The sequence below is a fragment of the Desulfomarina profundi genome, from assembly GCF_019703855.1.
In the GTDB taxonomy this organism is placed as follows: domain Bacteria; phylum Desulfobacterota; class Desulfobulbia; order Desulfobulbales; family Desulfocapsaceae; genus Desulfomarina; species Desulfomarina profundi.
Map to the genome: position 1 here is coordinate 2,240,953 of NZ_AP024086.1, position 24,696 is coordinate 2,265,648.

Sequence of the window (24,696 nt, forward strand, 5' to 3'; positions counted from 1 at the left end):
ATGCAGAAAATAACGACTGAAATTTCCCCGGAAAACAAGCCTGTCCTGTTCGCCGAAGAAATCTCAAAAACCTTCGTGGGGAAGAAAAAAGTTACAACCGAGGCACTACAGAACATTTCCCTGCACTGCATGAAAGGCAGGGTCACCGGACTGGTGGGAGCGGACGGCGCCGGAAAGACGACTCTTCTCAGAATTGCAGCCGGCCTGCTGATACCGTCGTCGGGAGAGATGAAAATCTTCGGTCGTGACAGCATGAAGGACAGTCTTGAAATCCAAAGTCGTATAGGCTACATGCCGCAGAAATTTGGACTCTACCAGGATCTGACTGTACAGGAAAATTTGAATCTTTACGCCGATCTACAGGGTGTTCCAGGACCAGAACGCCCAGGGCGTTACAAGCGACTTCTGGCAATGACTGATCTGACGGACTATACCAAACGACGGGCGGGCGATCTTTCCGGTGGAATGAAGCAGAAGCTTGGACTTGCCTGCGCCCTGATCAAATCCCCCGAGCTGCTTCTTCTGGATGAACCGACCGTTGGTGTTGACCCCATATCCCGCAGGGAATTGTGGAAAATTATCTATGAACTGGTGGAAAAAAATTCCATTTCTGTACTCGTCTCTACCGCCTATCTCGATGAAGCAGAACAATGTGACCATATCATTGTCCTCCACCAGGGAAAACTTCTGGCAGAGGGAACCCCCGATCTTTTCATCAATACCATGAAAGGAAGGGTTTTTATCGTAATTCCTACTGAGACGACAACACTTCGAAACAGCTTTACCGGACTTGCAGATAACCCGGGAATTCTTGATGCCACAATCCGTTCGGGTCATATCAGAATAGTAATGGAAAAGAAAAAGGATTTAGCCCCCACTGCTGTTTCTCCCGAAATATATGGAGAAAAACGTTCCACTGAACCGACCTTCGAAGATGCCTTTATGGCCCTTATTCCTCGATCACCTACCTCATTTCAGAGTGAAAAGAGGCAGAAAAACTCAAAAACAACACATTACAGTGAGCGACATCCAGTTTTTGTAGAAAATCTCTGTAAACTTTTTGGCACTTTTAAGGCTGTAAAAAACTTAAGTTTTTCTGTTGAAAGAGGGGAAATTTTTGGTTTACTGGGCCCTAATGGCGCCGGGAAAAGCACCACTTTTCGTATGCTTTGCGGGCTCCTTCCCGCAAGCTCCGGCACGATCCTCGTTGCAGGGCATAATTTAAGAAAATCAAGGGCAAAAGCCAGGATTCATCTCGGCTACATGGCCCAACAGTTTTCCATGTACGGTCAACTGAGTTCGCACGAAAATCTGCTTTTTTTCGGAAAAGCATACGGTCTTTCAGGTCGACACCTGAAAAAACGCATAGACTGGGCTTTTCATGAATTTGAACTCGACCAGTGGCGGGACAGACCTGCCTTTTCACTTCCCGGTGGCTATAAACAACGACTGGCAATGGCAGCAGCCCTTCTACACGAGCCTGAAATTCTGTTTCTCGACGAACCCACATCAGGAGTAGATCCTTTTGCCCGTCGAGAATTCTGGTTACGAATCAACGGCTTTGCAGAACAGGGTGTTACCGTCGTTGTAACCACCCATTTTATGGAAGAAGCCGAGTATTGCGACCGTATGCTTATCATGAGTGAAGGAAAAACTCTGGCCGTAGGCAGCCCCGCCGACATCAGAAACCTGGCAAAATCTCCTCAAAACAACCAACCAACCATGGATGATGCCTTTATAGAACTGGCCGAAAGAGCCCGGGAGAACAGGGTATGAAATTGTCCCTACTACGGCTGCGCGGCATCCTGATAAAAGAAATTCTCCAGATTATCAGGGACCCCAGCAGTATTGCCCTGGCCCTGGTCATGCCTCTCGTCCTGCTTTTCCTGTTCGGATACGGAGTCAACCTGGATGCAGAACACATCCCCGTCGCGTTCCTTTCCAAGGACCGGGGAAACATCAGCAGGGACCTTATGGCACGCTTTTCCCTTTCTCCCCACTTTCAACTGCATTCCGTTGAATCTTCAGGGGTTGCGGAAAAACTTCTCATGGAGAAAAAAGTGGATGCTATTATCATTTTGCAGGATAATTTTGTTTCCCACTTATTGAGCACAGGCACAGCTCCGGTTCAATTGATAGTTAACGGTGTTGATGCCAATCGTGCCCGTCTCATTGAAGGGTATGTGAAGAGCCTGATGGCAGGCTGGGCACAGATGCGGTCATACAGCGAACAGATCCAGACTATCCCGCCGATTTCAGTAACCTTTCGAATCTGGTTTAATGAGGGTGCTGAAAGCAGAAATTTTCTTATCCCGGCCTGATTACCCTTATCATGACTCTGATAGGCATTCTACTGACAGCTCTCGTCATTGCGAGGGAATGGGAAAGAGGTACCATGGAGGCAATGCTGGTTACCCCCCTGCGGCGTGGAGAATTTCTTCTGGGGAAAATTCTGCCGTATTATCTTCTGGGAATGTTTGGTGTCATCTTATCCGTCGGTGTTGCCGTAACACTTTTTCATGTTCCGTTTCGAGGTTCTATCCCGCGCTACTGGTATTGAGTTCGCTCTTTATGCTGGCCTCCCTTGGATTTGGTCTGTTACTGTCGGCTGCCATTCGTATCCAGTTTGTTGCGGCCCAGATATCTATCGTGGCCGGATTCCTGCCGGCATTTTTTCTCTCCGGACTGCTTTTTGATCTTGGAAGTGCCCCGACTGTCATCCGGCTGGTCAGTTACCTTGTGCCCGCCCGTTACTTCGTCACTATCAGCCATACCCTGTTTATGGCAGGAGATATCAAGTCGGTCCTCGTACCCAACGGACTTGTTCTGGCCGCCATGGCAGTCGTTTTTCTTTCTCTTTCCTATCGAAAAATCCCCAAAAGGCTGGAGAGATAATGAACAGTTTTCACAGAATTCTAGCCCTGATAATAAAGGAGTTTTCCACAATCCTGAAAGACCCGAAGAGCCGTTTTGTCATTATTGGCCCACCCCTGATTCAATTTTTTCTCTTTGGTTACGCGGCAACATATGATCTGAAAAATGTACCCTACGCCGTCTTTGATGAGTCCCGCTCGACTCTCTCCCGACAGTTACTGACCAAAGTTGAAAGCTCCGGGATATTTCGCTTAACCGATTACCTGGGTAACCAAGAGCAGATGACCGGAAGCATTAACAGTGAAAAGGCCAGGCTTGCCATCCATATCGGCTCCGGATTTGAAAAAAATATACGATCAGCACGACCCGTTCAGGTGCAGGTCATCGCCGATGGTCGAAATCCCAATGTAGCCCTGATCGCCCTTGGCTATTTCAATACCATTATCGAGCAGTTCAACCGGGAGCTTGTTCTTCAGGGGATCGTGAGACAGAACAGCCCTGCCATCCGCCTGGTGGAACGTTCCTGGTTCAACAGCAACCTGCGCAGCAGATGGTTTATCGTCTCGTCTCTTGGCGGTATTATCAGCATGGTGGTGGTGATGATTCTAACAAGCCTTTCTGTTGCCCGGGAGCGGGAATTCGGAACCTTTGACCAGCTTCTGGTAGCCCCGTTTTCACCTGGAGAAATCCTGCTCGGCAAATCGGTGCCGCCAATCGTTTTCGGTCTTTTCAATGCCCTGCTTTTTGCTGTGGGTGCGGTTTACTGGTTTTCTATTCCGTTTCGGGGCACAATAAGTGCTCTTGTTACCATCCTGCTCTGTTTTATTGTAACAATCGTCGGCGTTGGCTTGCTTGTTTCCTCCCTTTCCACAACCATGCAGCAGGGGCTCCTCGGTTCCTTTCTTTTTATCATGCCTGCGGTAACCCTGTCCGGATTCGCCACCCCCGTCGAAAACATGCCGCTCTGGCTGCAACGGGCCGATATGCTCAATCCGGCCCGCTATATTATCGCTGCCCTGAGAAATATTTTCCTCGAAGGAGCAGACCTCTCCATGATCTGGCCTTTTCTCTGGCCTCTCATGATAATTGCCGCAGTGACCCTGCCCCTGGCAGCCCTGTTATTTCGATACCGCTCAGGATAGTTCCCAAGAGTACAGCAACCTGGCCTACACCTTAACAATGCTGTTTTCTATCCGTTTTTAAAAAAGAATAGTCTGATCATGCTATGAAATAGTGGACACTCAGTTAAGCCATTGTTAAAAATATGGCCGGAGGAAAAATTGATATCAACATTCTTTTTCCATCAAAAAGCTTTCTCCCTGTAGGAACAAGACTGCTCCTTGATTTTCTGCAGGAAAACATTCGCCTTCGCTTGGAGTAAACATGACATTATGTAATGGTCCCATACTCATTGTTGAAGATGACCCTAATACCTCGACACTGATTGCCACCTATCTGCTCAGAGAAGGCTTCTCGATTCTGGCAGCTTTTGATGGTGAACAGGCCCTGGAAAAGGCCAGAGAGCATCAGCCGGGATTTGTCATACTGGATATCATGCTACCAAAAATCGATGGCTGGGAAATCTGCCGGCAGTTGAGAGAAGTCTCTGATGTGCCGATTCTTATCCTCTCTGCCAGGGAAGAAGAGATGGACCGGGTTTTCGGCCTTTCAATTGGCGCGGATGATTATGTTGTCAAACCTTTCAGCCCGAGAGAACTCGTTGAAAGAGTAAAGGCAATACTCAGACGTACCAACACCGGCATTTCAGAGAAAAAAAGGCGATTATCCCATGGTGGATTGGTGGTTGATCCCGAGAGATACACGGTTACCCTGGATAATATTCCTGTTAAACTGACTACCTCTGAATATAAGCTTCTCCATACCTTTATGTCCTCTCCCGGCAGAGTTTTTTCAAGAAATGAGCTCCTTGCCAGATTTTACGAACACGGTGAAACAGTCATGGAGCGGGTCATTGATGTGCATATAGGTAATCTCAGGCAGAAAATCGAGGAAAACCCCTCAAAGCCACATTACATCCTGACCGTGCGTGGGTTTGGTTATCGTTTTGCTGATGGGGAGAATGACTGATGAAAAACCGCCTTCTCTGGAAACTGCTGCTGACAAATGCCTTCCCGGTTATTGGCGTTATTTTTCTAATAGTCTGGCTGGCCATTGATAAACTGGCCGCCAGATACTTCATGGCCCTGATGAAAACCTACAATATTCCCACTGAAGAAACCCACAGGATGTTTCTCACATCAATTCACCAGTATCTCTGGTGGGCGGGGGCGGTGGCCCTGGGGCTGGCCGTTATCCTCAGTTACCTGTTGACACGAAAAGTATTAAAACCCCTTTCTGAAATGACGGATATCACAAGGGAAATTGCAGCCGGAAATTATTCCCTGCGAACAGACATCATAACAGGAGACGAGGTGGGTGAGCTTGGCGCAGCTTTTAACAAGATGGCCGACAGCCTGGAAAGAATTGAACAACTGCGAAAGAAAATGGTTGCAGACGTGGCCCACGAACTCCGCACTCCGTTGACGAATCTACGGGGATACCTCGAAGCTTTAAACGATAAAATAGTACCACCGACACCTGAACTGTTCCAGATGCTCCAGCAGGAAAATCTCCGACTGGTTCACCTGGTTGACAATCTGCAGCAGTTATCGCGGGCAGATGCAGCAAAAGTTCATCTCAATCTTGAAAATGTCACACTTTCTGAACTCATTTTGCAGGTTATGCATCTTTTCTCACTTCATTTTCAGAAAAAAAATATTGCAGTGAAGACACGGTTCGCCGGACACGAGGCAACGATCAATGCAGACAGGGACAAGCTGCTCCAGGCAATCAGAAATCTTGTTGAAAATTGCTGGAAATACACCCCTGATGGCGGCGAGGTGGTTATTTCCACATTTACAGTACCCACAGGATTGAAGGCGAATTTTCAAAACAGTGGTCCTGAAATATCCGAAAAAGATCTCCCCTTTATTTTTGAGAGATTTTTCCGTGTGGACAAATCCCGTTCCAGAGATGGTGGTGGCGCGGGAATTGGCCTTGCCATCACCAAAGAACTTATTAAAGCCCACGGTGGTGATATCGGTGCAGCAAGCACTGGAGGAAAAACAGACATCTGGTTCTTCCTGCCCCGCTGATTTCAGCTTTCTCTTCATTAAACAATCCAGATCCATTATTTTACCTGTTTTTCCTCTTTTATACTTATATTTTAAACTGATGCCCGGCTTGAGAAAAACACGCCCATTAAACAAAGGATCAATTATGAAACATTGTCTAATATTGCTTCTTACAATACTGTCTCTTGCTTCTTTTACACCGGCAGCAGAAAAAAACAGTCAGTTAAATATAGACAGCAGCGGACTGGCCATCCAGGGATATGACCCGGTCAGCTATTTTTCAAACGAACCGCAGCCCGGCAGAAGCGAATTTGAAACAGTTCTCAACGGTACACGCTATAGGTTCATAAACCGGCAAAACAAGGATCTTTTTGAAAAACGTCCGGAAAACTATCTTCCGGCGTATGGGGGATGGTGTGCCTGGGCAATGCTGGACGGGAACAAGGTCAGTATCGATCCGAAAACATATATAATACTAAATGGAACTAACTATCTTTTTTACAACGGGTTCTGGGGAACACTCTGAAAAAATGGAATTCGCTGGCCCGGGAAAAGGGTGAAAGGTCCCTTATAAAAAAAGCTGATTCGAGCTGGAAAGAGCTCATGTCACAATAGAACTCCTGATTACCTGTGGAACTCAGCCAGATTGGAGATGTGCCTGCTTTTCAGGCTTGTCTGCGGTCAGAAATCACTGATTTCAGTTACTCAATCACCCGGCTGTAGTTGAACCGTATAACAAGCCTCTATAAATACAATCATAGAACTACATGGTGAACGGCCGTAAGAGATGTTGATTCGGGAAAAGTGTGCTGATCGGTAACTGCAAGATTCCTTGTGCCATCGACTCGGACATCAGACTGCTCGACAAGAACGATTTTTTCTTGATATAGGGTACTTGCTTCATATATACTTTAACAAATGGCGAACTTTCCGTCTGATTTTAACTGCGTTTTTTACAGCCTGCCTTATCCCAACCTTTACCCCTTACTTTTTAATTCCCCATGCTGAAACACTATACCGTTATTTTTTTCTCCTGCGTTGCTACCTTGTGTCTTTCTGCCATGCTTACCGGATGCAGTTCACCTGAGCCAAAGGTCGTCTGTACCGACAGCATTGGCTGTGTTGCCATACCTCCTGACGCTCCCCTGAAAATTGGGGTTCTCCAGGCTTTGAGTGGAGATGTCGCCCCGCTGGGGGTGGCGCAAATTAGGGGGCTGGAGCTTGCCCTTGAGCGTAGGGGAGGTTTGGTGCTTGGGCACCCTGTTGCTCTGCAGGTTGAGGATACCGGCTGCACGGCAGAGGGAGGCGCCAATGCTGCCCTGAAGGTGATTGCAGATCCCGATACCGTTGCGATTTTCGGCACAACCTGTTCCGGAGCAGCGGTTACAGGATCAAAAGCAATGTCTGATGCGGGCCTGAGTATGATTTCAGGGAATAATTCAGCGCCTTTTCTAACCGCTATCGCGGGGAAGGCAGCGCCAAGCTGGCAAAAAGGGTATTTTCGTACTGCTCCCAATGAGGAAAATGCCGGCAGGATCGCAGCTGAGTATGCCTACAGTCAGCTGGGGATGCGTAGAGCAGCTACCATCAATGATAACGATATTTATACCAGGGGATTGACAGAAGGTTTTAAAAAAGCCTTTCTTGAGTTTGGCGGTGAGGTTGTACTGGCTACCTCTATTAACAAGGGCGATACGCAGATGGTACCGGTACTGACTGCAGTGGCTCACGCTCGGGCCGACCTGCTTTTTTTCCCGTTGTTTCAACCTGAAGGTAACCATATTTTGCAACAGGCACGCTCGATTCCCGAATTAGCAGAGACCGTGCTGATCAGTGGTGGAGCTTTGATTGAACAGACTTTCATTGATGCTGTGGGAAAGGATGCTGTCGGTATGTACTTTGTTGGCCCTGCGAGTCCTTTCGGGCAAGCTGTTGATAAGCTTGCCGGGCTGTATGAGGGAAAATACAATGAAAAACCCACTGTCAGTTATTATCTCAGTGCCTATGATGCAGCAAATCTTCTTTTCTCAGCCATTGAGCAAGCTCAAGCAACACAAAAAGACGGCACTCTGCTTATCGGGCGACAGAAACTGCGTGATGTTCTGTATTCAGGTAAACCCATTAAAGGAGTGACCGGCACCCTGTCCTGTGATGAGTTTGGTGACTGCGCCCAACCTTCCTTTCGGGTTCTTCGCCTTGACGACCCTGCTCTCGGGGTTCAGGGATTGGAGGAAAATGCGGTTTTCACCGGAACATCAAAGTAGTATTTCATATCTAATGAAAGGCGCTGTGCATGAAGACTGACTTTTCAAGATGGAACAGGCTGGGAATCAACAGTAAGTTCGGTGTTTCCTTTTCCCTGCTGTTTCTTCTGATTCTTCTGGTAGCAGCAACCGCCTATATCTCATTTTATATTATTCGTAACGCAGAAGAGGATATCCGCACCAGCGCTGATATTGAGCGCATGGTTCTTGAAATGGGTCGGGGCATGGAGAGGGCACACCGGTTATTGGGTGATTTTTTTATCCATTACCCCCGGCGTGGCCTGCAAAGGGCCCATGAAGAGTTTGCCCAGCCCTCTGTCCGGGAGATTTCAAAAGTTATTTCCATCAGTAACGACCTGAAGCAGATCCTTGCCCAGTCACCCTTGCGCAGTATCTCAAATATAAACACTGTAGATATAAACCTTTACCTGGCTTCGGCCAGGCGTTTTGCTGACATTTCCATTGAATTTGTTGAGTTGATATCCAGACGGGCGGCTCCTGAAAGAGGGCTTGAGGCACAGTTGTTCTCAGTTGCCGCAGATATTTCCTCTAGGCTCAAAGAATTGCCTGAGCTGCAGGCGCTGCATACGGAAGCCGCAACTTTCTATAGAGATTATCTGCTGACCCGGCATCGTTATCTCATGCAGTCGATGTTTAATACGCAGGATTTGTTGCGTGATGCGCTCGAAAAGGATAACAGATTACAGCCGGAAGAAAAAAAAGAAATTTTTACCCTGCTTTCCTCCTGCCGAAAGCTGGCAGATGAACTGTTGAGGGTTGATAGCGCTATTGAGGGAAAAGTAAGGGATTTTTCACTGCAGGAGCAAACCGTAACCCCCATCTCCAATGAACTGGTTGAGTCGGCCAAATCGGAGGTGATCCAGGCACAGACGCGCATAGACAAGGTGTTTCGGCTGGCCGGAATAGCCATCCTGACTATTGCATTGCTGGGAATTATAGTCATGCTGACCATTGCCCGGATACTGCATTACTCGATTACGGGCAATATCCTCAGGTTAACAGCTTCGGCACTGGAGCTTGGCAAAGGAAATTTGAATGCACGGGCAGTTAAAGAAAGTGAGGATGAATTAGGTCAACTTGCAGATATATTTAATACCATGGCATCACGGCTGCAGGATCTGGTTGAGAACCTGGACAGTAAAGTCAGGCAACGCACTGCAGAACTGGCCGAGAGTGAATCACGTTTCCGCAATCTGGTCAATGATCTTCCCCGGATTGCCGTACAGGGCTATGATGAACAGCAGACAGTCATCTACTGGAATCAGGCCTGCACACTTTTATACGGATACACTGAAGAGGAGGCGCTGGGCAGGAAGCTGGAAGATCTGATCATCCCTGACTGTATGAAGGAAGAGGTGCGTAACTCTATTCGTAACTGGCATGAGAACAATGTGCCCATCCCACCCGGGGAGATTATTCAACGGCATAAAAACGGAAGCAAGGTACCTGTCTATTCCTCCCATGTTATGCTCATTGGAAAAGATGGTAGGAAAATAATGTACTGTGTTGATCTTTCTCTTGCCGATCTCAAGCAGGCACAGGCAGGTAAAGAGAAAAGCGAGACATTTTACCGTCAGTTGTTTTATCATTCCACAAGCGGTGTTGCCGTATATGAGACTGTTGACGACGGCATGGATTTTATCTTTACAGATTTTAATCCGGCAGCGGAACAGATTGAAGGCATAACCCGTGAGGAACTGTTAGGTCGAAGGGTAACAGAGGTCTTTCCGGCCGTGGACAAAGTAGGGATCCTGGAGGTTTTTCGCAGGGTATGGCGAACCGGACAACCTGCCCATCATCCGATTATTTTTTATAAAGATAATCGTCTGGAGGGGTGGCGGGAAAATCAAGTATATAAGCTTCCTTCAGGAGAGGTGGTGGCTATCTATGAGGATGTAACCGAAAAGAAACAGATAGAACAGGAAAAACAGGCTGCCGAGGAAGGCCTGCAACGGGCCAAAAAAATGGAGGCCATCGGTCTTATGGCAGGCGGAGTGGCCCATGACCTGAATAATATCCTCTCGGGCATTATCGGATACCCTGATCTTATTCTTCTCCATCTGCCCGAAAACAGTAAGCTGCGCGCCCCTGTAAAGGCGATTCAAGAGGCCGGAGAGCGGGCAGCGACCGTGGTTGCCGATCTGCTCACGGTGGCCAGAGGTGTGGCCGGAGTAAGGAGCGCTGCCGATGTCAATACCCTGATCTCGGAATATTTTGATTCTCCAGAATGCCGACAGCTGCGTTCTCTGTACCCTTATATTCAGTTTTTTAAGGAACTTGCAGACGATTTGCCCAATATCTCCTGTTCACCTGTTCACATTAAAAAATGTATTATGAATCTGGTGACCAATGCTGCAGAGGCCATGGAGGCCTCAGGCAGTATAACTCTGCGAACACAGGTTTTTATTCCAGGGGAGCAGTGGTGCAGAGAAAATGGAGTAGAACAGAAAAAGTATGTAGAGCTGGCGGTGAGTGATACCGGAACCGGTATCCCGGCGGAATGTATAAACCATATCTTTGAGCCCTTTTACACCAAAAAGGAGATGGGACGTAGCGGCACCGGCCTGGGTTTGACTGTGGTCTGGAATACCGTTCAGGAGCATAGCGGTGTCGTGACCGTATCCTCGAATGAGCAGGGGACAGTTTTCAAACTCTATTTTCCCGTGACCGACCAGGTTGCTGGCGAGAAGAAATCAACGGAGTTAAAGGTGACCAGGGGGCATGGTGAAACAGTGCTGGTGGTAGATGATGAACCCCAGCTTCGTGAAATCGCTGTATCCATGCTTGAAGAGCTTGGCTATGATGTTACCAGTGTAAATTCTGGGGAAGAGGCTGTTACTTATCTGCAGGAGAGAGCGGTTGATCTGGTATTGCTGGATATGCTGATGAAGCCCGGTATCAACGGGAGACAGACCTATGAAAAAATTCTCCGGATTCACCCGGGACAAAAGGCTGTCGTGGTCAGCGGTTTTGCAGAGAACAGTGAGATCCGATCCACCCTGAAGCTTGGCGCTGGGGGCTTTGTCAATAAACCGTATTCCATGGAGGAGTTAGGTCTGGCAGTTCAGAAGTGTTTGCATGAATAACCGATATCTGTTTTCTCTACTTTGAGATTCCGGCTATTCTATAACCTGATAATACCGCTGGCCATCACAAGCCCTGCAGAGAAATTTTTACATCCTTTTCAATACCCCGACAGTTCTGTACCCAGTCTCCGCACTGGTCACACTGTACCTTGTGCATGGAACGGGGAGGCCATAGAATTTCTACCGGTCATTGCCCTTGGGATCATCGATCCCAATTAATTCCAGACCAAGCTTGGACATCCGTATCCCTATCACCTGACAGGGGTAGATATGCCATGAATTTTGTTGGAAATGTTCATCTCGCTTCATACGGCTCTTGTCATTCAACCTTGCAAGCATGCTCTATTCCGGTGGGCCAATAAGTGTCTGTTCCTTCTTCTGAAGGTATTGACTCTCTTTGCTGCCTGGATCAACGTTCTGACCTTTTTATATTTGTGCAACGCCCAGCGACTTAGCTTCTTATCAAAGTGAAACAAGAGGTTGGCTATCCCACTACTCTTTACAATAACCGCATAGGGTCGTTTGATTCCAGCTTCTGGCAGCCGAAACCGAGAGGCCTACTCTCATCTTTAATACAGCACGAATGACTTTCGTCATTCTTCATGACACACGAGCGTAGCGAAAACTCCGACAACCCACTATGCGGGAAGTCGCGACCGTGCGAATATGCTGTGCTCCGGATCACTTACAATTGGAGATGTGCCTACTTTTCAGGCCTGTCTACGGTCAGAAATCACTGAAAACCCCCAATCAACAGACACTCCTCTTATTTTCTTTATGAAATCTTTACAATTCCTTTATCCAGATTTCATATGAAGTGTTTATCATTTCCAAAAAGAGGAGGATTATCATGAAAAAATTATCAGCAGTTTTTCTTTGCCTGGCATTATTTTCTGTTCTGGTGGTTGAAGCAAAAAAAAGACCGGGACCCACGAACGAAACACACCAACCTGCCATGGGCAAAGTATTGACAAAAAAAGCTCTGTTTGCCGGGGGATGCTTTTGGTGCATGGAAAAACCTTTTGAAAAACTTGATGGAGTAATTTCCGTTATTTCTGGTTATGCGAGCGGAACAACCACAAACCCGACGTACAGTAATTATGTAAAGGGTGGCCATATAGAAGTTGTGGAAATTTCATATGACCCGAAAATCATCTCATACAGAGAGTTACTTGACGTATACTGGAGGCAGATCAATCCCACTGATCCTGGAGGACAGTTTGTCGACAGGGGCCATGCCTATACAACCGCTATTTTTTACTTCAACGAAAAGCAACACCGCCTGGCTGCTGCATCAAAAAAAGCATTGGACGAAACGGGAATTTTTAGGAAACCGATTGTAACCCCCATTCTTCCGGCCCCAACCTTCTTTGCTGCGGAAGAGTATCATCAGGACTATTACAAAAAGAATCCTATACGGTACAGGTATTATCGCTCCAGATCCGGAAGAGATGATTATCTGAAAGCCACCTGGAAAAACCCTGTAAAAAAGGTTCTTTTCAGCAAAAAGGACTTAAAGAAAAGACTGACCCCTCTTCAATATAAGGTTACCCAACAGGAAGGGACAGAACCCCCTTTCAACAATAAATACTGGGATAATAAACGACCCGGCATCTATGTCGACCTGATTTCCGGCGAACCCCTTTTCAGTTCTCTTGATAAATTCAAATCCGGCACAGGATGGCCTAGTTTTTCCCGTCCCCTTGTTAAAAATAATATCGTGGAAAAAGAAGATCGACGACTTTTTTCAGTCAGAACAGAAGTTCGCAGTAAAAAAGGTAACTCCCATCTTGGCCATGTATTCAAAGACGGGCCACCACCTTCCGGCCTGCGTTACTGCCTGAATTCTGCTGCACTACGCTTTATTCCTGCAGACCGGTTAGAAAAAGAAGGATATGGGAAATTTGCAAAACTGTTTGATTTTTAACAGGTTTTTCTCAAATTCCGCTTACCGGCTACAGTGTATTTTCAACCTCCACATTCGAGAATTCCCTCCGGTTATATGGTTTTTCCGGTTTTTTTTCCGGTTTTCCAAAAAAATCTTATACTGAGGGGCTGCAAAGAAATCGCTGTGATAGCTAATATTCTCTTTTATTATCATTATGTTATATGTTTTTTCAGTCTTAAAATATAAATGGCTCCCTTATTGCATACCACAATGTAGCACCACTGTCCGATAGAGGTGTCATTAATATTCATTCGACCAGCATGGAGGATCTGTCATGAAAAATTTTTTATCAGCTGCAGCCTGCTCCTTCGCACTTCTTGTATCAACTTCCGCTAATGCCTATTTTGTACGACCATTTGTAACAATTGGTCCAGCCGGCACCATTGATGGACTTGTCGTTAACAGTGCTACCCATGCTTCTCAGGGATTTAATGAGGCCACTCTTAAAGCCCGTTCTGCGGTAAGCCTGGATAATGGAGAGATGCGTCTATACGCAGAAGGTCATGGGCCAAACGCTGCAGCTTCAGCCCAGGGCGTTATGGGTGACACTCTGACATTTACAGGTGGAGCAGGTACATCTGTTGATGTTTCTTTTGGCCTTGACGCAATCCTGAATGCCGAAATATTCGGTGTCACACCCAACAACTCAATTCTCAGCTGGAATATCGCAGTTGCTGTGTTTGATACCGGTCTGGTCGATCATACTAACTGGTTTGGAAACGCTCTTCAGGATGATCCAGGTGATATTGCACCTGTATTTTTCCAACTACTCAATGAAGACCTGGGTAACCCAAGTGCAGATATTGTTGATTATGAGCTCTCTGAATCGATTGATGGATCTTTCATGCTTGGAAGTGATAATGAAAGCTACGACTTTTTCTATCTTGCAAGTGTGTTCGGAAGTGCAAGCACTGAACTTTCATCATTTGTCTGGGATGGAGAAAATACTGCAACAGCCGGTTTGGATGTTGCCCAAGGCGTTACAGTAAGGTCTGGATCAGGTGTATTTTTTGATACAGCACCAACAAATCCTGTTCCTGAACCTACAACCATGCTTTTGTTTGGCGCAGGCCTGGCTGGACTTTTAGGTACCGGGTTCAGAAAGAAAAACAAATAATTTTCCGCACCTCAAAATACCAGCAGCAGGACAGGAAGAATAATTCTGCTGGCTTGCTGCTTCCTTCCATCGCTGATTCAGAATACCGGCTGATTTCAATCAGGTTGCCATTCGGATCACGAAAATAAAAAGAGGTCATTGTTCCTGAACCACCTGTTCGTTCAACAGGTCCCAGTTCTATCTCAATACCTCTGGCCTGGCCAAGAGAGATTTTCTGACATCTTCAATTCTTGATGATCTCGTAAAAAGTCGTTCAACGTTCTCAGATGGACTCTGGAAAAACTTCGATATATAAGGCGTGGCGGTGTCGTGTAAGCGCAGGCGTACATAGAGTACGTCGAGCATTACACGATCACCCCACAACGCAGTAGATCGGAGTTTTTACGAGTCCATCAATTCTTTGTTCCACGATAAAACAAAGATCAGCGGAACCAGGCACTGGTCGCCTGGCACACGGCGACAGTTCCTGGCCGGACCTGTAAATTTATTTTCTGACTTCCAACCTTCGACGCTTTCCGTTTTCCATTAAATGTGATAATTCCAATACTGGGAAGCTTCCCATAAAAATTACAGGTCTGACTGGTATCTGTAACGGTCAGGACCAGATGATCCAAGTTAAGTATATTCATATATTTTCCGTTTGAAGAAGGCCCAAGAGTCGGTTGCCAATCATTGATCAAAGGTCGAATTCAAGTTTCATGGGTAATTAAAATATTTTTCACACGGATTTCACAGGTTATCAACCACTCAATATTCCCAAAAAAAAGAAAAATGAATCCTGAATCCGGCGTAGTGGGAATCATCGGCGGTCTTGGCAATGAGGCCATGACCGATCTCGCATCAAAAATAAACAGTTTCCCGAACAGCAAGAACCATTCGTTCATTTTTTACGGTAATTCCCGACTTGCTTATACACCCCGGGAACTCAAACAGATCTGGAACCCGACTGACGAACCTGAATTACGCAGACATGACACGGCTGTTCATACCGTACGAATTATGCAATATCTCGGTTGCCACGCCATAGGGTTGGCCTGTAACAGCGCCCATAAACTTTTCAGGAAGATCATGTCGGATATCCCTGTTGTTTTCATTGACATGCTGTATGAAACAGCACATTCAATGAAAAACAACACGGGAACTATCCTGGTTCTGGGAGTGACGGACCTGGTTGAATCCGGTTTATACCAGAATGCACTGCAGGCCTGCGACATTGCCACAACGAAACCTTCCAGGGAAAACCAGGATAAAATTATGGCGGCTATTTATGATTCACAGTTTGGAATCAAAACAGCCCGGATAACGTCAAGAGCGGAATCGCTTATTTGTGAGGTTATACGTGATGAATACGGGAAACATGGCTGCCGTAAGGTTGTACTGGGCTGCACTGAGCTCCCCCTGGCATTGAACAACGAGAGCTGTAAACGGTTTAAACATTGCGGCATGCTGCCGGTTGAAATTGAAGTTATTGATGCTTCCTCAGAACTGGCCCGGGCACTCGTGCACTATTCCGGGAAAAGACAACTGACGCCTGTGCACCCTGAAAACTATAAAACACACCATACCGACTGGTTCGCACCTGCAGCTTTTATAATTGAAGACCTTGCGGAACTGGTCGCAATCCAGAAAAGTATTTTTTTATTCACTACCCGTTTTCTGAAAAAAAAGAACCGGTCAATTACAGGTAGCTATCTACACCTGCCGACACTTTATTCAGTAGGCGATATTGCTGACATCAAGGCCAGACTGTCTGTTCTGAAAATCAGCATCTATAAACACGATTCAACCCTGGAACAACAGCTCCAGTCCGTTTTTGAACGACATTTTGCTTCAATGGATTGATTTTCTCACTCACACCTTGTTTATCCGAAGGAAAACCTGTCCAGATAGTTCTTGAGCTGCAATTTGTTCTCTGGCGCCAAAGGCGGACAGTCGTTCTGGTCCATGCTACCCTCGATTACCCTTGTGGCAAAGACCATACAGGTGGGCTCACCACATTCCCTGCAGTTTGTTTTTGGTAATAATTTCAACACCTCGATTAAAACCGGTTGCTGCATGCTTTCCGTACTGGGCTCTATTTCGTCTCTTTTTTCCCAGGTATCATTAATAACTCCCTGGAGTCCAGCAACTATTTTTTCTGCTTCTTCCTTATCAGCAAGCGCATTCACTGCTATTTTCTTTGCATAAAAGGTGATCAGTTTACCATAATTCTTCACCATCAATGATGGTGGTTCTTTCGTGTATACATGCCCCCGAGTACTGTATTTAAAAACGGTAAAACCTCACTGATATCGTTGTCGAGATGGGCAAAACAGTGCACTCCTTTCGCTTCGGAATGACATTTCGATTTGAATATTTCAAGGGAATAGCCTTTAAGCAACATGATCATGCCTCATAGTTTCTGGTTTTGAAAATCCGGTATCTATTCCTTGGTCCGTACATGACAGACTCCACCAAGGACTTTTTTTTCATGGGGAAAATATTTCTGTTTCAATCGAAGAGCAACCCCTACCAGACCGATCAGAACGGGTACCTCAACCAGGGGGCCTATAACCGCGGCAAAAGCCTCTCCGGAATCAATGCCGAAAACAGCAATGGCTACAGCTATAGCCAGTTCAAAGTTATTTGAAGCTGCGGTAAAACTCAGTGTGGTGGTCTGTTCGTAAGTGGCTCCAATCTTCATTGAAAGAAAAAATGAAACCATAAACATTACAAAGAAATAGATCGTCAACGGGATGGCAATACGTATGACATCAAAGGGCAATTGCACAATATATTCACCTTTCAGGGCAAACATTACCAGGATGGTAAAGAGTAGAAAGATCAGAGTAAACGGGCTTATCTTCGGGATAAATACATCTTCGTACCACTGTTTCCCTTTTACCTTGACACCGATAAATCGGGTTATCATACCACCGAAAAAAGGAATACCCAGGTAAATAAAAACAGATTGGGCAATTTCCCCAATGGATACAGCAACCACCGCCCCCTCAAAACCAAACCATCCGGGAACCACAGTGATAAAGATCCAGGCATAGAAAGAAAAGAAAAAAACCTGAAAAATCGAATTAAATGCCACAAGACCGGCACAATATTCCGTATCACCATCAGCCAGGTCATTCCAGACGATAACCATGGCAATACACCGGGCCAGTCCGATAAGAATAAGACCGACCATATATTCATGGTAGCCTGACAAAAAGATGATTGCCAGTAAAAACATTAAAACAGGGCCGATAATCCAGTTCTGTACCAGTGACAGCATAAGAACTTTCGTATTTTTAAATACCTGGCGAAGCTCCTCATATTTCACTTTTGCCAGGGGCGGATACATCATCATAATGAGCCCCACCGCAATGGGAATATTTGTAGTCCCCACCTGAAATGCATTAATGAGCGTTTTGCTCTGGGGATACAGAAAGCCGGCCATCACCCCAATAAACATTGCCAGAAAAATCCACAAGGTCAAAAACCGATCAAGAAAAGACAGTTTTTTGGGTCCATTTTTCATCGTGTTGCCTCTTTCTTTTCTCCGCCGGTATGGCAGCTTTTTTCACCTTTTTCTTCGAGGTAAATTTCCAGATTTTTCTGGTCCTCACGAATAGTTTCCAGAACAGGTAATCGCTGCTGCAATGATTTCACCACATCGCAGGCAAGGGACTCAGGATGGACAAGCAGACGATAATGCATCCATTTCTGTTTTCTGCAACTCTTCACCAGACCGGCATTGCGCAGATATGATAAATGGCGCGACACAGTCGACTGCGGCAAATTGAGAGTTTCCGTAATATCGCAGACACAGAGTTCTCCGTAAAAAAGCAACGCCAGAATACGAAGGCGTGTATTATCCCCTAGTGCTTTAAAGAATTGTGTTGTATATTCCATATGGATTCACATATCCTCATAAGCGGATATTGTCAAGAGTTAATGACAGTATTGTCCGGTTTTGAACAAGAATAGTGATACTTCTTTAAAAGAGGAGAAAAAAATGGAACAGGTACTCAAAAAACTCACTCTGGAATTCTTCGGAACAGGAAAACATAAGATTTCACCTGATAAATTTTTTGAAGTAGAAAATGGTTTTCTGCTGGATGTTCGTTCAAAAGAAGAAGCAGATTCGATTGCCATCATGATGAAACCCCAGCCCAATATAGAATGTAAAAACATACCAACCAACGAAATTCCCGACAGAATTCATGAAATACCACGAAACAAATCAATCGCTGTTTTTTGTCCGGCCAATGTACGCTCAGCCATAGTCTATGCCTATCTTCTTGCAGAAGGATTTTCTGACATCCGCATCATTGTGGGGGGCTATTCCGCCCTAACTGAAGCGGTGAAACCCGGCAAAGTTCTCAAAGTTACCCGGAATGCTCATGAAACTGAATAGGCACCTGAAATGACAAGTTTACCGATTGTTGGCGTTCTTATTTTAATAGTTGCCATTGCCATGACCATGGTCGGCAAAGGAGGTGGCAATTTCTATGTTGTCATTCTGGCAATCGCCAATATACCCATGCACGAGGCGGCAACAACGGGCCAGTTTATTCTTTTTGCAGCTTCCGTTGCCGCCATGATTATATTTCAGAAAAACAAATCAGTCTCATGGCACCTGGTATTTTTAATTGGGACATTTACCGCCCTGCCAGCTCTGGGCGGAGGGTATTTTTCCTCTCTGTTCAGTGGTTTTTCCTTAAAACTGGTCTTCGCTCTCATGTTGTTTGCTGCAGGTGTTGTGATGCTTATCCCTGCCTCAAAGAAGAAAAAATCAGTCCAGAAACCTCTTTTAGGAACCATGACCATACAATCCGGTGGAGAGACATATACTATTAACCTGTGGATTGCACTGCCAGTCACTGTTTTAACCGGCTTTGGCTCCGGAATGGTTGGAGTGTCGGGTGGATCTTTTCTGGTTCCTTTGATGGTTATGGTCTGTGGAGTTCCCATGCACACTGCGGTTGGAACCGCATCTACACTGATTGCGGCAACAGCCTTGATGGGTTTTACCGGCCATGCAATCCAAGGTGATTTCAACCCCGCGTGGGCTGTTCCTTTGGCTGTTGTAACTATAATTGGAGGAATCGTCGGCGGAAAACTGTCACTGAAAACAAAACCTAAACACTTGAAAAAACTGTTTGCCTATACAAACTGGATAGCTGCTCTGTTTATGATTTTCAATGCCTTTTACACAAATAATTAATGATGGACTCGTAAAAACTCCGATCTACTGCGTTGTGGGGTGATCGTGTAATGCTCGACGTACTCTATGTACGCCTGCGCTTACACGACACCGCCACGCCTTGTATATCGAAGTTTTTCCAGAGTCCATCTGAGAACGTTGAACGACTTTTTACGAAATCATCATTAATTCACCGTAAATATGCGCGGAACTACTGTAGCTTCATCACTTCTATACTTTTTGCTGGCTGGCTTACTGGAAATCGGGGAGGCTACCTGGTCTGGTTATGGCTCCGGGAAGGCAAATCTTTAACCTTTGGGGCCGCTGGTGCTGTTATTCTTGTTCTTTACGGGGTAATTCCGACCTTGCAGCCAGCCAATTTCGGTAGAGTTTATGCCGCTTATGGTGGTGTTTTCATAGCTCTTTCCATCCTATGGGGATGGAAGATCGATCATGTCAAACCTGATCTTTATGATATTATAGGCGGTACAATTTCCCTGGTGGGTGTCTTGATCATCATGTACTGGCCTCGACCATGAAAATGCGGTGATTGTAAAATGAAAATTCTTTTTCTCTGTACCGGTAATTCATGTCGCAGCCAGATGGCAGAAGGCTGGGTTCGCCATTTGAAAAATGACACCATTGACGTCTGGTCGGCAGGTATTGAAAAACACGGTTTAAATCCACAGGCAGTAAAGGTAATGGCCGAGGCGGGTGTGGATATTTCAAACCAGACCTCAAAGCTTGTCACTGAACTGGATGAGCAGGAATTTGATTTCGTCATTACAGTCTGTGACCATGCAAACGAATCATGCCCACTCTTTACCGGCAAAACCCGCGTTATTCATAAAGGATTTGAAGACCCACCCAGACTGGCAGCAAAAGCCGCAGACGAAAGTGAAGCTCTCCGCCATTACAGGCGGGTTCGCGATGAAATAAGGGATTATGTACACCAACTCCCTGAAATTCTACTTTCGGGCACTGTACCGGATCACGAAAAGTAATATAATGAAGATTTCCAGAACTTCCATTCCAGCCGCATGGACCCATTACTGGGCTAAAAATACAGAACAGCCATCTCATTGTCTTCCAGACGCACCTCCTGTTGTTTCAGAACTTTTACAGACAATCTGGCAACAGTTTTTTCTGACCCTCCCTGGTAAAACCAAGGTCCTTGATCTTGGAACCGGCAATGGTACTGTCCTCCAGACTGGTCATGATACCCGAACTGATCTTACCTTAACCGGTATCGACTACGTAAAATCATTACCGACAATACACGACGAGATTACGATGATGCCCGGTATTTCCTTTGAGGATCTCCCTTTTGCCAATAATACTTTTGGAGCAGTAACCAGTCAGTTCGGTATTGAATACGGGGATCTTTCTTCAGCCGTCACAGAATTCAGCCGGGTAACAACAGACCATGCCTCACTCCTTTTCGTCTGCCATGATACTAACAGTATTATTGTTGAAGAGAACAGGAAAAGACAAACTGTACTTCGACATCTCCTTGCAAACGGTGGTCTTATAAGCACAACTCTTAAACTCATACGGCAAAAAAAAACGACCCGGCCCAAGGGACGAAGACGCCTTGATCATCTGCTGAATACATCACTCAAGCGATTCCCTGAACACCCCGTTATTCTGGAAGTTGCGGACAGAATCGCACAAATTCTGGTTGAATCTGCCCCACTTGAAAAACTGCTCGCCCTCCGACAGGATATGCTGATGGAAGACCAGCGGATAAATGCACTCAAAAAAGCTGCTCTCTGTGCAAATAGAGCTCAAGATCTGACGACCACCATCTCCGGACTAAAAAAAAATGTCAATCTTGAACAAATTTTTATTCCCGGAACAACCACCCCTCTTGCCTGGAAAATCCATACTCAGTAATACATTTTCCCCAGTCAGCACATCCCGCAAACCTGTCAGCATAACAGTGTTCGACACAATATCCTGATACTGATGCCCGATCTTCTTTACCTGGAAGAACCTGTACTATAATCACCAGTCACTGTGACAAAAGTCACAATCCAGATTGATTATTATCAGGTAACGATATGACCACCATCATTTTTCCTCCCTACCACTTCTGCTACAAGAAGCACAATGAATAACGGTGTTTTGTTGTATGGCAGTATTTTTATTAACCAGAAAGGAGGAAGAAAAAATGAAAAAACGTTTATGTGCTGCCGCACTGGCTCTGGGAACCTGTCTGACCGGCGGCCTCATGGCAGGCCAACCCGCCACCGCCGGGCCCTTGGTTGAATTTGGAGATGAAGGATACATGCAATTTGATGTCAAACTCCAGGGAATTGCAGATTTCACTGATTTTGGTTCCGGAGTGGACGGAACAGAAAGCAGAAGCGATTTCTATCTCAGGCGGGCCCGTCTGGTTTTTACCGGTATGATCAACGATACCTGGGGCGCCAAGTTCCAGACCTGAGGCGGAACCAGCGTAACCCGCAGTTTTGGCGGGGTGGATATGAACTTGCAAAATCAAATGAAAAATTAAACTCAAATATCAGATTAACCGATGGCTATCTGATCGGTCTCTTTAGCGACCACCTGAATATGAAACTCGGAATGACAAAAATTCCAATGACCAGGGCCAATCTGGACGAATGCTTTGCACCACTCACATCAGAGCGTTCCATGTTTGCCTACACTCCCTTTGGCACGGATGCAACAAAATACAGTCGTGACATGGGAATAGTTTTATCCGGTAATTTTTTCAGTAATCATCTCAAATACTTTGCGGCATTAATGGAAGGCCGGGAAGGCGAAACCAAATTCTACAGTCCGTTTATGAACACAGAATTTGTTTCCACACCGGAACCATCCAACAGTTTTGCCTGGTATGCCAGAGTACACTACTCCTTTCTCAATCCAGAGGGTGGACCAACCGCCATGGGATACAAGGGGACCTACCTTGGAGCCAAAGGTCCTTTACTGACCCTGGGGGCCTCTATTGGATTTGAACCTGATGCGGCTTACAAAAACACAGCTCCCGCAGGAGAACCCGGTACACCCGGTTTTCTGTCAAGCAAAGTCCTGAACAATGAAACTGTTGATTATACAGCATGGACAACTGATCTGTTTTTTGAATATCCTTTTGAAAATGACGGAATCTTAACTGCAACAGCAATGTATTTTAACGTCGATCTTGAAGATGCTTACAAAACCGCAAATGCTCCGGCTGACCAGAATACCATCGTAGGAGGCGGCAGTGGCCAGAAAGACGGTTGGTATGTCAAGGCCGGGTATGTACTGCCTTTCCGGATTATGGATGATGGAATGATTCAGCCCTTTGCCCGTTATGAAGACTGGAATGTTGCGTCGTTTCTTGGCGTAAAAGACCAGGAAGTGACACAATGGGGATTGGGGTTCAACTTTTTCCCTCTTGGTAACCACGACCTGAGATTCACTCTGGAATACTATCATACCGAATTCGATAAACCAACAAGACTCGGTGATTACAAAGAATTCCACACAAACACACCGACACTCTATGACGATTACAATGTGCTCTCACTGATGTTCATGGTGCAACTGTAGAGGACGGTTGATATGAAGAAAACACTGCTACTGACTGCGATAGCTGCTGTTCTAACGGCCCAGACAACATATGCCAACGAGATGATTGTGAAGCTCAAATCGGGCAATACTGTTGTTATCGAATATACAGGTGCTATTGAACGTGTCGGTCTTGAAGGTGGTTCCGATGCCATACTGGGCATGACTATGCATACAGGCACGAGACAGAAGCCGGAACTGCAGAGACAGAAAAGTGCAGACAGGCCCACACCGGAAGAACAGAAGACGGAAGAAGCTGGTGATGAAGAAAAGTCGTCACTCAAGTTTTCCTGGGCCAGGCCCATAGATGATGAAAACCTGAAACGTATTCAAACAAAAAAATAATTAATATAGAGGTGATCCAATGAAACGAACAACAACGATACTTCTGGCAGGTCTCTTTTTCATAACAATTGTCTTTCCTGGAACATCTTTTGCGGGCAGCACTAAATGCAAGGTCATATCGATCGATGGCTCCAATGTAACTCTTGACTGCGGAGATAATGCAGATAATTTTGATGAAGGAACCAAGGTTCTGGTGAAAATCAAGAAATCAAGAAAAGCCATTGAAGGTTGCTGACCATGTGATGTGGCCCCTCTGTGAAAAGAGGGGCCCATATACGGGCAATCAATTCTCTGTTATTCCACATCAACTATCTTGTTCAGTTCACTGTGTTCCTGCACAATGATCAGACGGGGACTCCCTTTTTTATTCGTGGCCAATATACCTCGGTCACGAAATGATTTGAGGCAGCGCCCCACTACTTCCCGCGATGTTCCCACCAGGGAAGCCAGCTCCTCCTGTGTCAGCAGACAGACAAAGTCATACTCATGACTGGACTGCAGGTTGCGCAGTAATATTTTAGCAAGCCTGGATTCAATTTTTTTAAAGGCAAGATCATCAAGCAGAGAAGAATAAGTCGCCATTTTACCGCAGATACAACGGATCAGATTGCGTGACAGCTCACCGGAAGTGGCTATAATTTCTTCAAAATCATCACGGGACAGTGAATAAATCAGCGAATCTTCAATAACTTCAGCACTGGCAAAAGCATCAAGGGAAAAGACTGTCGCCAGGCAGAAAATTTCACTTTCTTCAATGTACCAGAGCGTGAGTTTACGACCGTTGATATCACTTTTAAATATTTCCACCTTTCCCATTTCCAAGAAATAAAGGTGCTCTACCTGGTCTCCCTGAAAGAAAACATACTCTCCTTTTCTGTATTTACGTTTAGTGGTTCTCTTCGTAAGCTCGAATATCTGTTCATTTTCGAGAACAGACAATTGTGGCATGGCCCGGAAAAAAGTCTGCTCAGGGGTCATGTTTTTATCCATTACACATTTTCTCCATCAGTTACCTGCACAGTACAGGAGGCAGAAAGTATGAAAAGCACTGAAAGAAACACTGCTGGAAATATACTGAAAAGATTTATTACACAATGATTCACTCATTAAAAGAATTTTTTTGGGGAGGAAATATTTATAATAAATCAA

At 45.8% G+C, this 24,696-nt stretch carries 25 protein-coding genes and 2 pseudogenes; 21 read left to right on the plus strand and 6 right to left on the minus strand.

Features of this window, described 5'->3' with window-relative positions; all coding sequences use genetic code 11:
• The 9 genes and pseudogenes from LO777_RS10285 (at nt 1) to LO777_RS10320 (ending at nt 11,379) form a co-directional block, all read left to right on the plus strand.
• Complete coding sequence (locus LO777_RS10285) at nt 1–1,776, plus strand: ATP-binding cassette domain-containing protein (RefSeq protein ID WP_228853826.1); 1,776 nt, start codon at nt 1–3, stop codon at nt 1,774–1,776.
• Nucleotides 1,777–1,865: 89 nt separating this feature from the next.
• Nucleotides 1,866–2,560, plus strand: a pseudogene (locus LO777_RS20645) (ABC transporter permease).
• Nucleotides 2,557–2,895, plus strand: coding sequence for an ABC transporter permease (locus LO777_RS20090; RefSeq protein ID WP_268907426.1), 339 nt, complete (start codon nt 2,557–2,559; stop codon nt 2,893–2,895). Before LO777_RS20645 ends, LO777_RS20090 begins: the two are co-directional and overlap by 4 nt.
• Nucleotides 2,895–4,016 (plus strand): ABC transporter permease, encoded by a 1,122-nt coding sequence (locus LO777_RS10295; protein WP_228853827.1) that lies wholly within the window; start codon nt 2,895–2,897, stop codon nt 4,014–4,016. Before LO777_RS20090 ends, LO777_RS10295 begins: the two co-directional genes overlap by 1 nt.
• Nucleotides 4,017–4,257: 241 nt before the next feature.
• On the plus strand, nt 4,258–4,962 hold the full coding sequence (locus tag LO777_RS10300; RefSeq protein ID WP_228853828.1) for a response regulator transcription factor: 705 nt from the start codon (nt 4,258–4,260) through the stop codon (nt 4,960–4,962).
• Nucleotides 4,962–6,029 (plus strand): sensor histidine kinase, encoded by a 1,068-nt coding sequence (locus tag LO777_RS10305; RefSeq protein WP_228853829.1) that lies wholly within the window; start codon nt 4,962–4,964, stop codon nt 6,027–6,029. The genes LO777_RS10300 and LO777_RS10305 overlap by 1 nt, the downstream gene beginning before the upstream one ends.
• 124 nt (nt 6,030–6,153) lie before the next feature.
• Entirely contained in the window at nt 6,154–6,534 is a 381-nt protein-coding gene (locus LO777_RS10310) for a YHS domain-containing (seleno)protein (RefSeq protein WP_228853830.1), read from the plus strand.
• 475 nt (nt 6,535–7,009) lie between these two features.
• Nucleotides 7,010–8,272 (plus strand): branched-chain amino acid ABC transporter substrate-binding protein, encoded by a 1,263-nt coding sequence (locus LO777_RS10315; RefSeq protein ID WP_228853831.1) that lies wholly within the window; start codon nt 7,010–7,012, stop codon nt 8,270–8,272.
• 29 nt (nt 8,273–8,301) lie between these two features.
• Complete coding sequence (locus LO777_RS10320) at nt 8,302–11,379, plus strand: hybrid sensor histidine kinase/response regulator (RefSeq protein WP_228853832.1); 3,078 nt, start codon at nt 8,302–8,304, stop codon at nt 11,377–11,379.
• Between the two features lie 180 nt (nt 11,380–11,559).
• Here LO777_RS10320 and LO777_RS10325 read toward each other — a convergent pair whose 3' ends face one another.
• Nucleotides 11,560–11,718: a hypothetical protein gene (locus tag LO777_RS10325; RefSeq protein WP_228853833.1), complete on the minus strand. Its 159-nt coding sequence runs from the start codon at nt 11,716–11,718 to the stop codon at nt 11,560–11,562.
• 511 nt (nt 11,719–12,229) lie between these two features.
• On the opposite strand from LO777_RS10325, the gene msrB reads away from it, so the two are divergent.
• The 3 genes from msrB to LO777_RS10340 all read left to right on the plus strand — a co-directional run bounded on the left by msrB (nt 12,230) and on the right by LO777_RS10340 (nt 16,286).
• Nucleotides 12,230–13,306: a peptide-methionine (R)-S-oxide reductase MsrB gene (msrB, locus tag LO777_RS10330; RefSeq protein ID WP_228853834.1), complete on the plus strand. Its 1,077-nt coding sequence runs from the start codon at nt 12,230–12,232 to the stop codon at nt 13,304–13,306.
• Nucleotides 13,307–13,601: 295 nt separating this feature from the next.
• A complete protein-coding gene (locus LO777_RS10335; protein WP_228853835.1) occupies nt 13,602–14,444 on the plus strand; it encodes a PEP-CTERM sorting domain-containing protein in 843 nt (280 codons plus the stop codon).
• A 771-nt stretch (nt 14,445–15,215) separates the two neighbouring features.
• Nucleotides 15,216–16,286, plus strand: coding sequence for an aspartate/glutamate racemase family protein (locus LO777_RS10340; RefSeq protein ID WP_228853836.1), 1,071 nt, complete (start codon nt 15,216–15,218; stop codon nt 16,284–16,286).
• Between the two features lie 20 nt (nt 16,287–16,306).
• Here LO777_RS10340 and LO777_RS10345 read toward each other — a convergent pair whose 3' ends face one another.
• From LO777_RS10345 to LO777_RS10360, 4 genes are read right to left on the minus strand one after another with little or no spacing between them, the layout of a single operon-like run.
• Nucleotides 16,307–16,663, minus strand: coding sequence for a (Fe-S)-binding protein (locus LO777_RS10345; protein ID WP_228853837.1), 357 nt, complete (start codon nt 16,661–16,663; stop codon nt 16,307–16,309).
• A complete protein-coding gene (locus tag LO777_RS10350; RefSeq protein WP_228853838.1) occupies nt 16,663–16,827 on the minus strand; it encodes a hypothetical protein in 165 nt (54 codons plus the stop codon). The genes LO777_RS10345 and LO777_RS10350 overlap by 1 nt, the downstream gene beginning before the upstream one ends.
• A gap of 39 nt (nt 16,828–16,866) precedes the next feature.
• Complete coding sequence (arsB, locus tag LO777_RS10355; RefSeq protein WP_228853839.1) at nt 16,867–17,955, minus strand: ACR3 family arsenite efflux transporter; 1,089 nt, start codon at nt 17,953–17,955, stop codon at nt 16,867–16,869.
• The gene (locus LO777_RS10360; protein ID WP_228853840.1) at nt 17,952–18,329 is read right to left on the minus strand and encodes an ArsR/SmtB family transcription factor; all 378 of its coding nucleotides are present in this window, start codon (nt 18,327–18,329) and stop codon (nt 17,952–17,954) included. The genes arsB and LO777_RS10360 overlap by 4 nt, the downstream gene beginning before the upstream one ends.
• A gap of 103 nt (nt 18,330–18,432) precedes the next feature.
• On the opposite strand from LO777_RS10360, the gene LO777_RS10365 reads away from it, so the two are divergent.
• From LO777_RS10365 to LO777_RS10405, 9 genes and pseudogenes are all read left to right on the plus strand, one after another.
• Nucleotides 18,433–18,834, plus strand: coding sequence for a rhodanese-like domain-containing protein (locus LO777_RS10365; RefSeq protein ID WP_228853841.1), 402 nt, complete (start codon nt 18,433–18,435; stop codon nt 18,832–18,834).
• 9 nt (nt 18,835–18,843) lie between these two features.
• Nucleotides 18,844–19,644 carry a sulfite exporter TauE/SafE family protein gene (locus LO777_RS10370; RefSeq protein WP_228853842.1) on the plus strand — a complete coding sequence of 267 codons (801 nt, stop codon included), beginning with the start codon at nt 18,844–18,846 and terminating at the stop codon, nt 19,642–19,644.
• A 180-nt stretch (nt 19,645–19,824) separates the two neighbouring features.
• Nucleotides 19,825–20,162: pseudogene (locus LO777_RS10375) on the plus strand (YnfA family protein).
• A gap of 18 nt (nt 20,163–20,180) precedes the next feature.
• A complete protein-coding gene (locus LO777_RS10380; RefSeq protein ID WP_228853843.1) occupies nt 20,181–20,627 on the plus strand; it encodes an arsenate reductase ArsC in 447 nt (148 codons plus the stop codon).
• 4 nt (nt 20,628–20,631) lie between these two features.
• Nucleotides 20,632–21,519 carry a class I SAM-dependent methyltransferase gene (locus tag LO777_RS10385; protein ID WP_228853844.1) on the plus strand — a complete coding sequence of 296 codons (888 nt, stop codon included), beginning with the start codon at nt 20,632–20,634 and terminating at the stop codon, nt 21,517–21,519.
• 277 nt (nt 21,520–21,796) lie between these two features.
• Nucleotides 21,797–22,072 (plus strand): porin, encoded by a 276-nt coding sequence (locus LO777_RS10390; RefSeq protein WP_228853845.1) that lies wholly within the window; start codon nt 21,797–21,799, stop codon nt 22,070–22,072.
• Nucleotides 22,069–23,184, plus strand: a complete 1,116-nt coding sequence (gene extI / locus LO777_RS10395) for a selenite/tellurite reduction operon porin ExtI (protein WP_268907566.1) — start codon at nt 22,069–22,071, stop codon at nt 23,182–23,184. Before LO777_RS10390 ends, extI begins: the two co-directional genes overlap by 4 nt.
• Before the next feature lie 12 nt (nt 23,185–23,196).
• A complete protein-coding gene (locus LO777_RS10400; RefSeq protein ID WP_228853847.1) occupies nt 23,197–23,547 on the plus strand; it encodes a hypothetical protein in 351 nt (116 codons plus the stop codon).
• A gap of 19 nt (nt 23,548–23,566) precedes the next feature.
• Nucleotides 23,567–23,782, plus strand: a complete 216-nt coding sequence (locus tag LO777_RS10405; protein WP_228853848.1) for a hypothetical protein — start codon at nt 23,567–23,569, stop codon at nt 23,780–23,782.
• A gap of 59 nt (nt 23,783–23,841) precedes the next feature.
• Here the strand turns inward: LO777_RS10405 and LO777_RS10410 are convergent, their stop codons facing one another.
• On the minus strand, nt 23,842–24,537 hold the full coding sequence (locus LO777_RS10410; RefSeq protein WP_228853849.1) for a Crp/Fnr family transcriptional regulator: 696 nt from the start codon (nt 24,535–24,537) through the stop codon (nt 23,842–23,844).
• Between the last annotated feature and the right edge of the window lie 159 nt (nt 24,538–24,696).

Bases quoted from the DNA above. Each gene is read 5' to 3' on its own strand.
- LO777_RS10340 (WP_228853836.1), top strand. From the start codon at position 15,216: ATGAATCCTGAATCCGGCGTAGTGGGAATCATCGGCGGTCTTGGCAAT.
- LO777_RS10345 (WP_228853837.1), bottom strand. From the start codon at position 16,663: ATGGTGAAGAATTATGGTAAACTGATCACCTTTTATGCAAAGAAAATA.
- LO777_RS10405 (WP_228853848.1), top strand. From the start codon at position 23,567: ATGAAACGAACAACAACGATACTTCTGGCAGGTCTCTTTTTCATAACA.
- msrB (WP_228853834.1), top strand. From the start codon at position 12,230: ATGAAAAAATTATCAGCAGTTTTTCTTTGCCTGGCATTATTTTCTGTT.
- LO777_RS10400 (WP_228853847.1), top strand. From the start codon at position 23,197: ATGAAGAAAACACTGCTACTGACTGCGATAGCTGCTGTTCTAACGGCC.
- LO777_RS10365 (WP_228853841.1), top strand. From the start codon at position 18,433: ATGGAACAGGTACTCAAAAAACTCACTCTGGAATTCTTCGGAACAGGA.
- LO777_RS10335 (WP_228853835.1), top strand. From the start codon at position 13,602: ATGAAAAATTTTTTATCAGCTGCAGCCTGCTCCTTCGCACTTCTTGTA.
- LO777_RS10380 (WP_228853843.1), top strand. From the start codon at position 20,181: ATGAAAATTCTTTTTCTCTGTACCGGTAATTCATGTCGCAGCCAGATG.
- LO777_RS10320 (WP_228853832.1), top strand. From the start codon at position 8,302: ATGAAGACTGACTTTTCAAGATGGAACAGGCTGGGAATCAACAGTAAG.
- LO777_RS10410 (WP_228853849.1), bottom strand. From the start codon at position 24,537: ATGGATAAAAACATGACCCCTGAGCAGACTTTTTTCCGGGCCATGCCA.
- LO777_RS10300 (WP_228853828.1), top strand. From the start codon at position 4,258: ATGACATTATGTAATGGTCCCATACTCATTGTTGAAGATGACCCTAAT.
- LO777_RS10295 (WP_228853827.1), top strand. From the start codon at position 2,895: ATGAACAGTTTTCACAGAATTCTAGCCCTGATAATAAAGGAGTTTTCC.
- LO777_RS10360 (WP_228853840.1), bottom strand. From the start codon at position 18,329: ATGGAATATACAACACAATTCTTTAAAGCACTAGGGGATAATACACGC.
- LO777_RS10285 (WP_228853826.1), top strand. From the start codon at position 1: ATGCAGAAAATAACGACTGAAATTTCCCCGGAAAACAAGCCTGTCCTG.
- LO777_RS10325 (WP_228853833.1), bottom strand. From the start codon at position 11,718: ATGCTTGCAAGGTTGAATGACAAGAGCCGTATGAAGCGAGATGAACAT.
- LO777_RS10390 (WP_228853845.1), top strand. From the start codon at position 21,797: ATGAAAAAACGTTTATGTGCTGCCGCACTGGCTCTGGGAACCTGTCTG.
- LO777_RS10310 (WP_228853830.1), top strand. From the start codon at position 6,154: ATGAAACATTGTCTAATATTGCTTCTTACAATACTGTCTCTTGCTTCT.
- LO777_RS10385 (WP_228853844.1), top strand. From the start codon at position 20,632: ATGAAGATTTCCAGAACTTCCATTCCAGCCGCATGGACCCATTACTGG.
- arsB (WP_228853839.1), bottom strand. From the start codon at position 17,955: ATGAAAAATGGACCCAAAAAACTGTCTTTTCTTGATCGGTTTTTGACC.
- LO777_RS10350 (WP_228853838.1), bottom strand. From the start codon at position 16,827: ATGTTGCTTAAAGGCTATTCCCTTGAAATATTCAAATCGAAATGTCAT.
- LO777_RS10315 (WP_228853831.1), top strand. From the start codon at position 7,010: ATGCTGAAACACTATACCGTTATTTTTTTCTCCTGCGTTGCTACCTTG.
- LO777_RS10305 (WP_228853829.1), top strand. From the start codon at position 4,962: ATGAAAAACCGCCTTCTCTGGAAACTGCTGCTGACAAATGCCTTCCCG.
- LO777_RS10370 (WP_228853842.1), top strand. From the start codon at position 18,844: ATGACAAGTTTACCGATTGTTGGCGTTCTTATTTTAATAGTTGCCATT.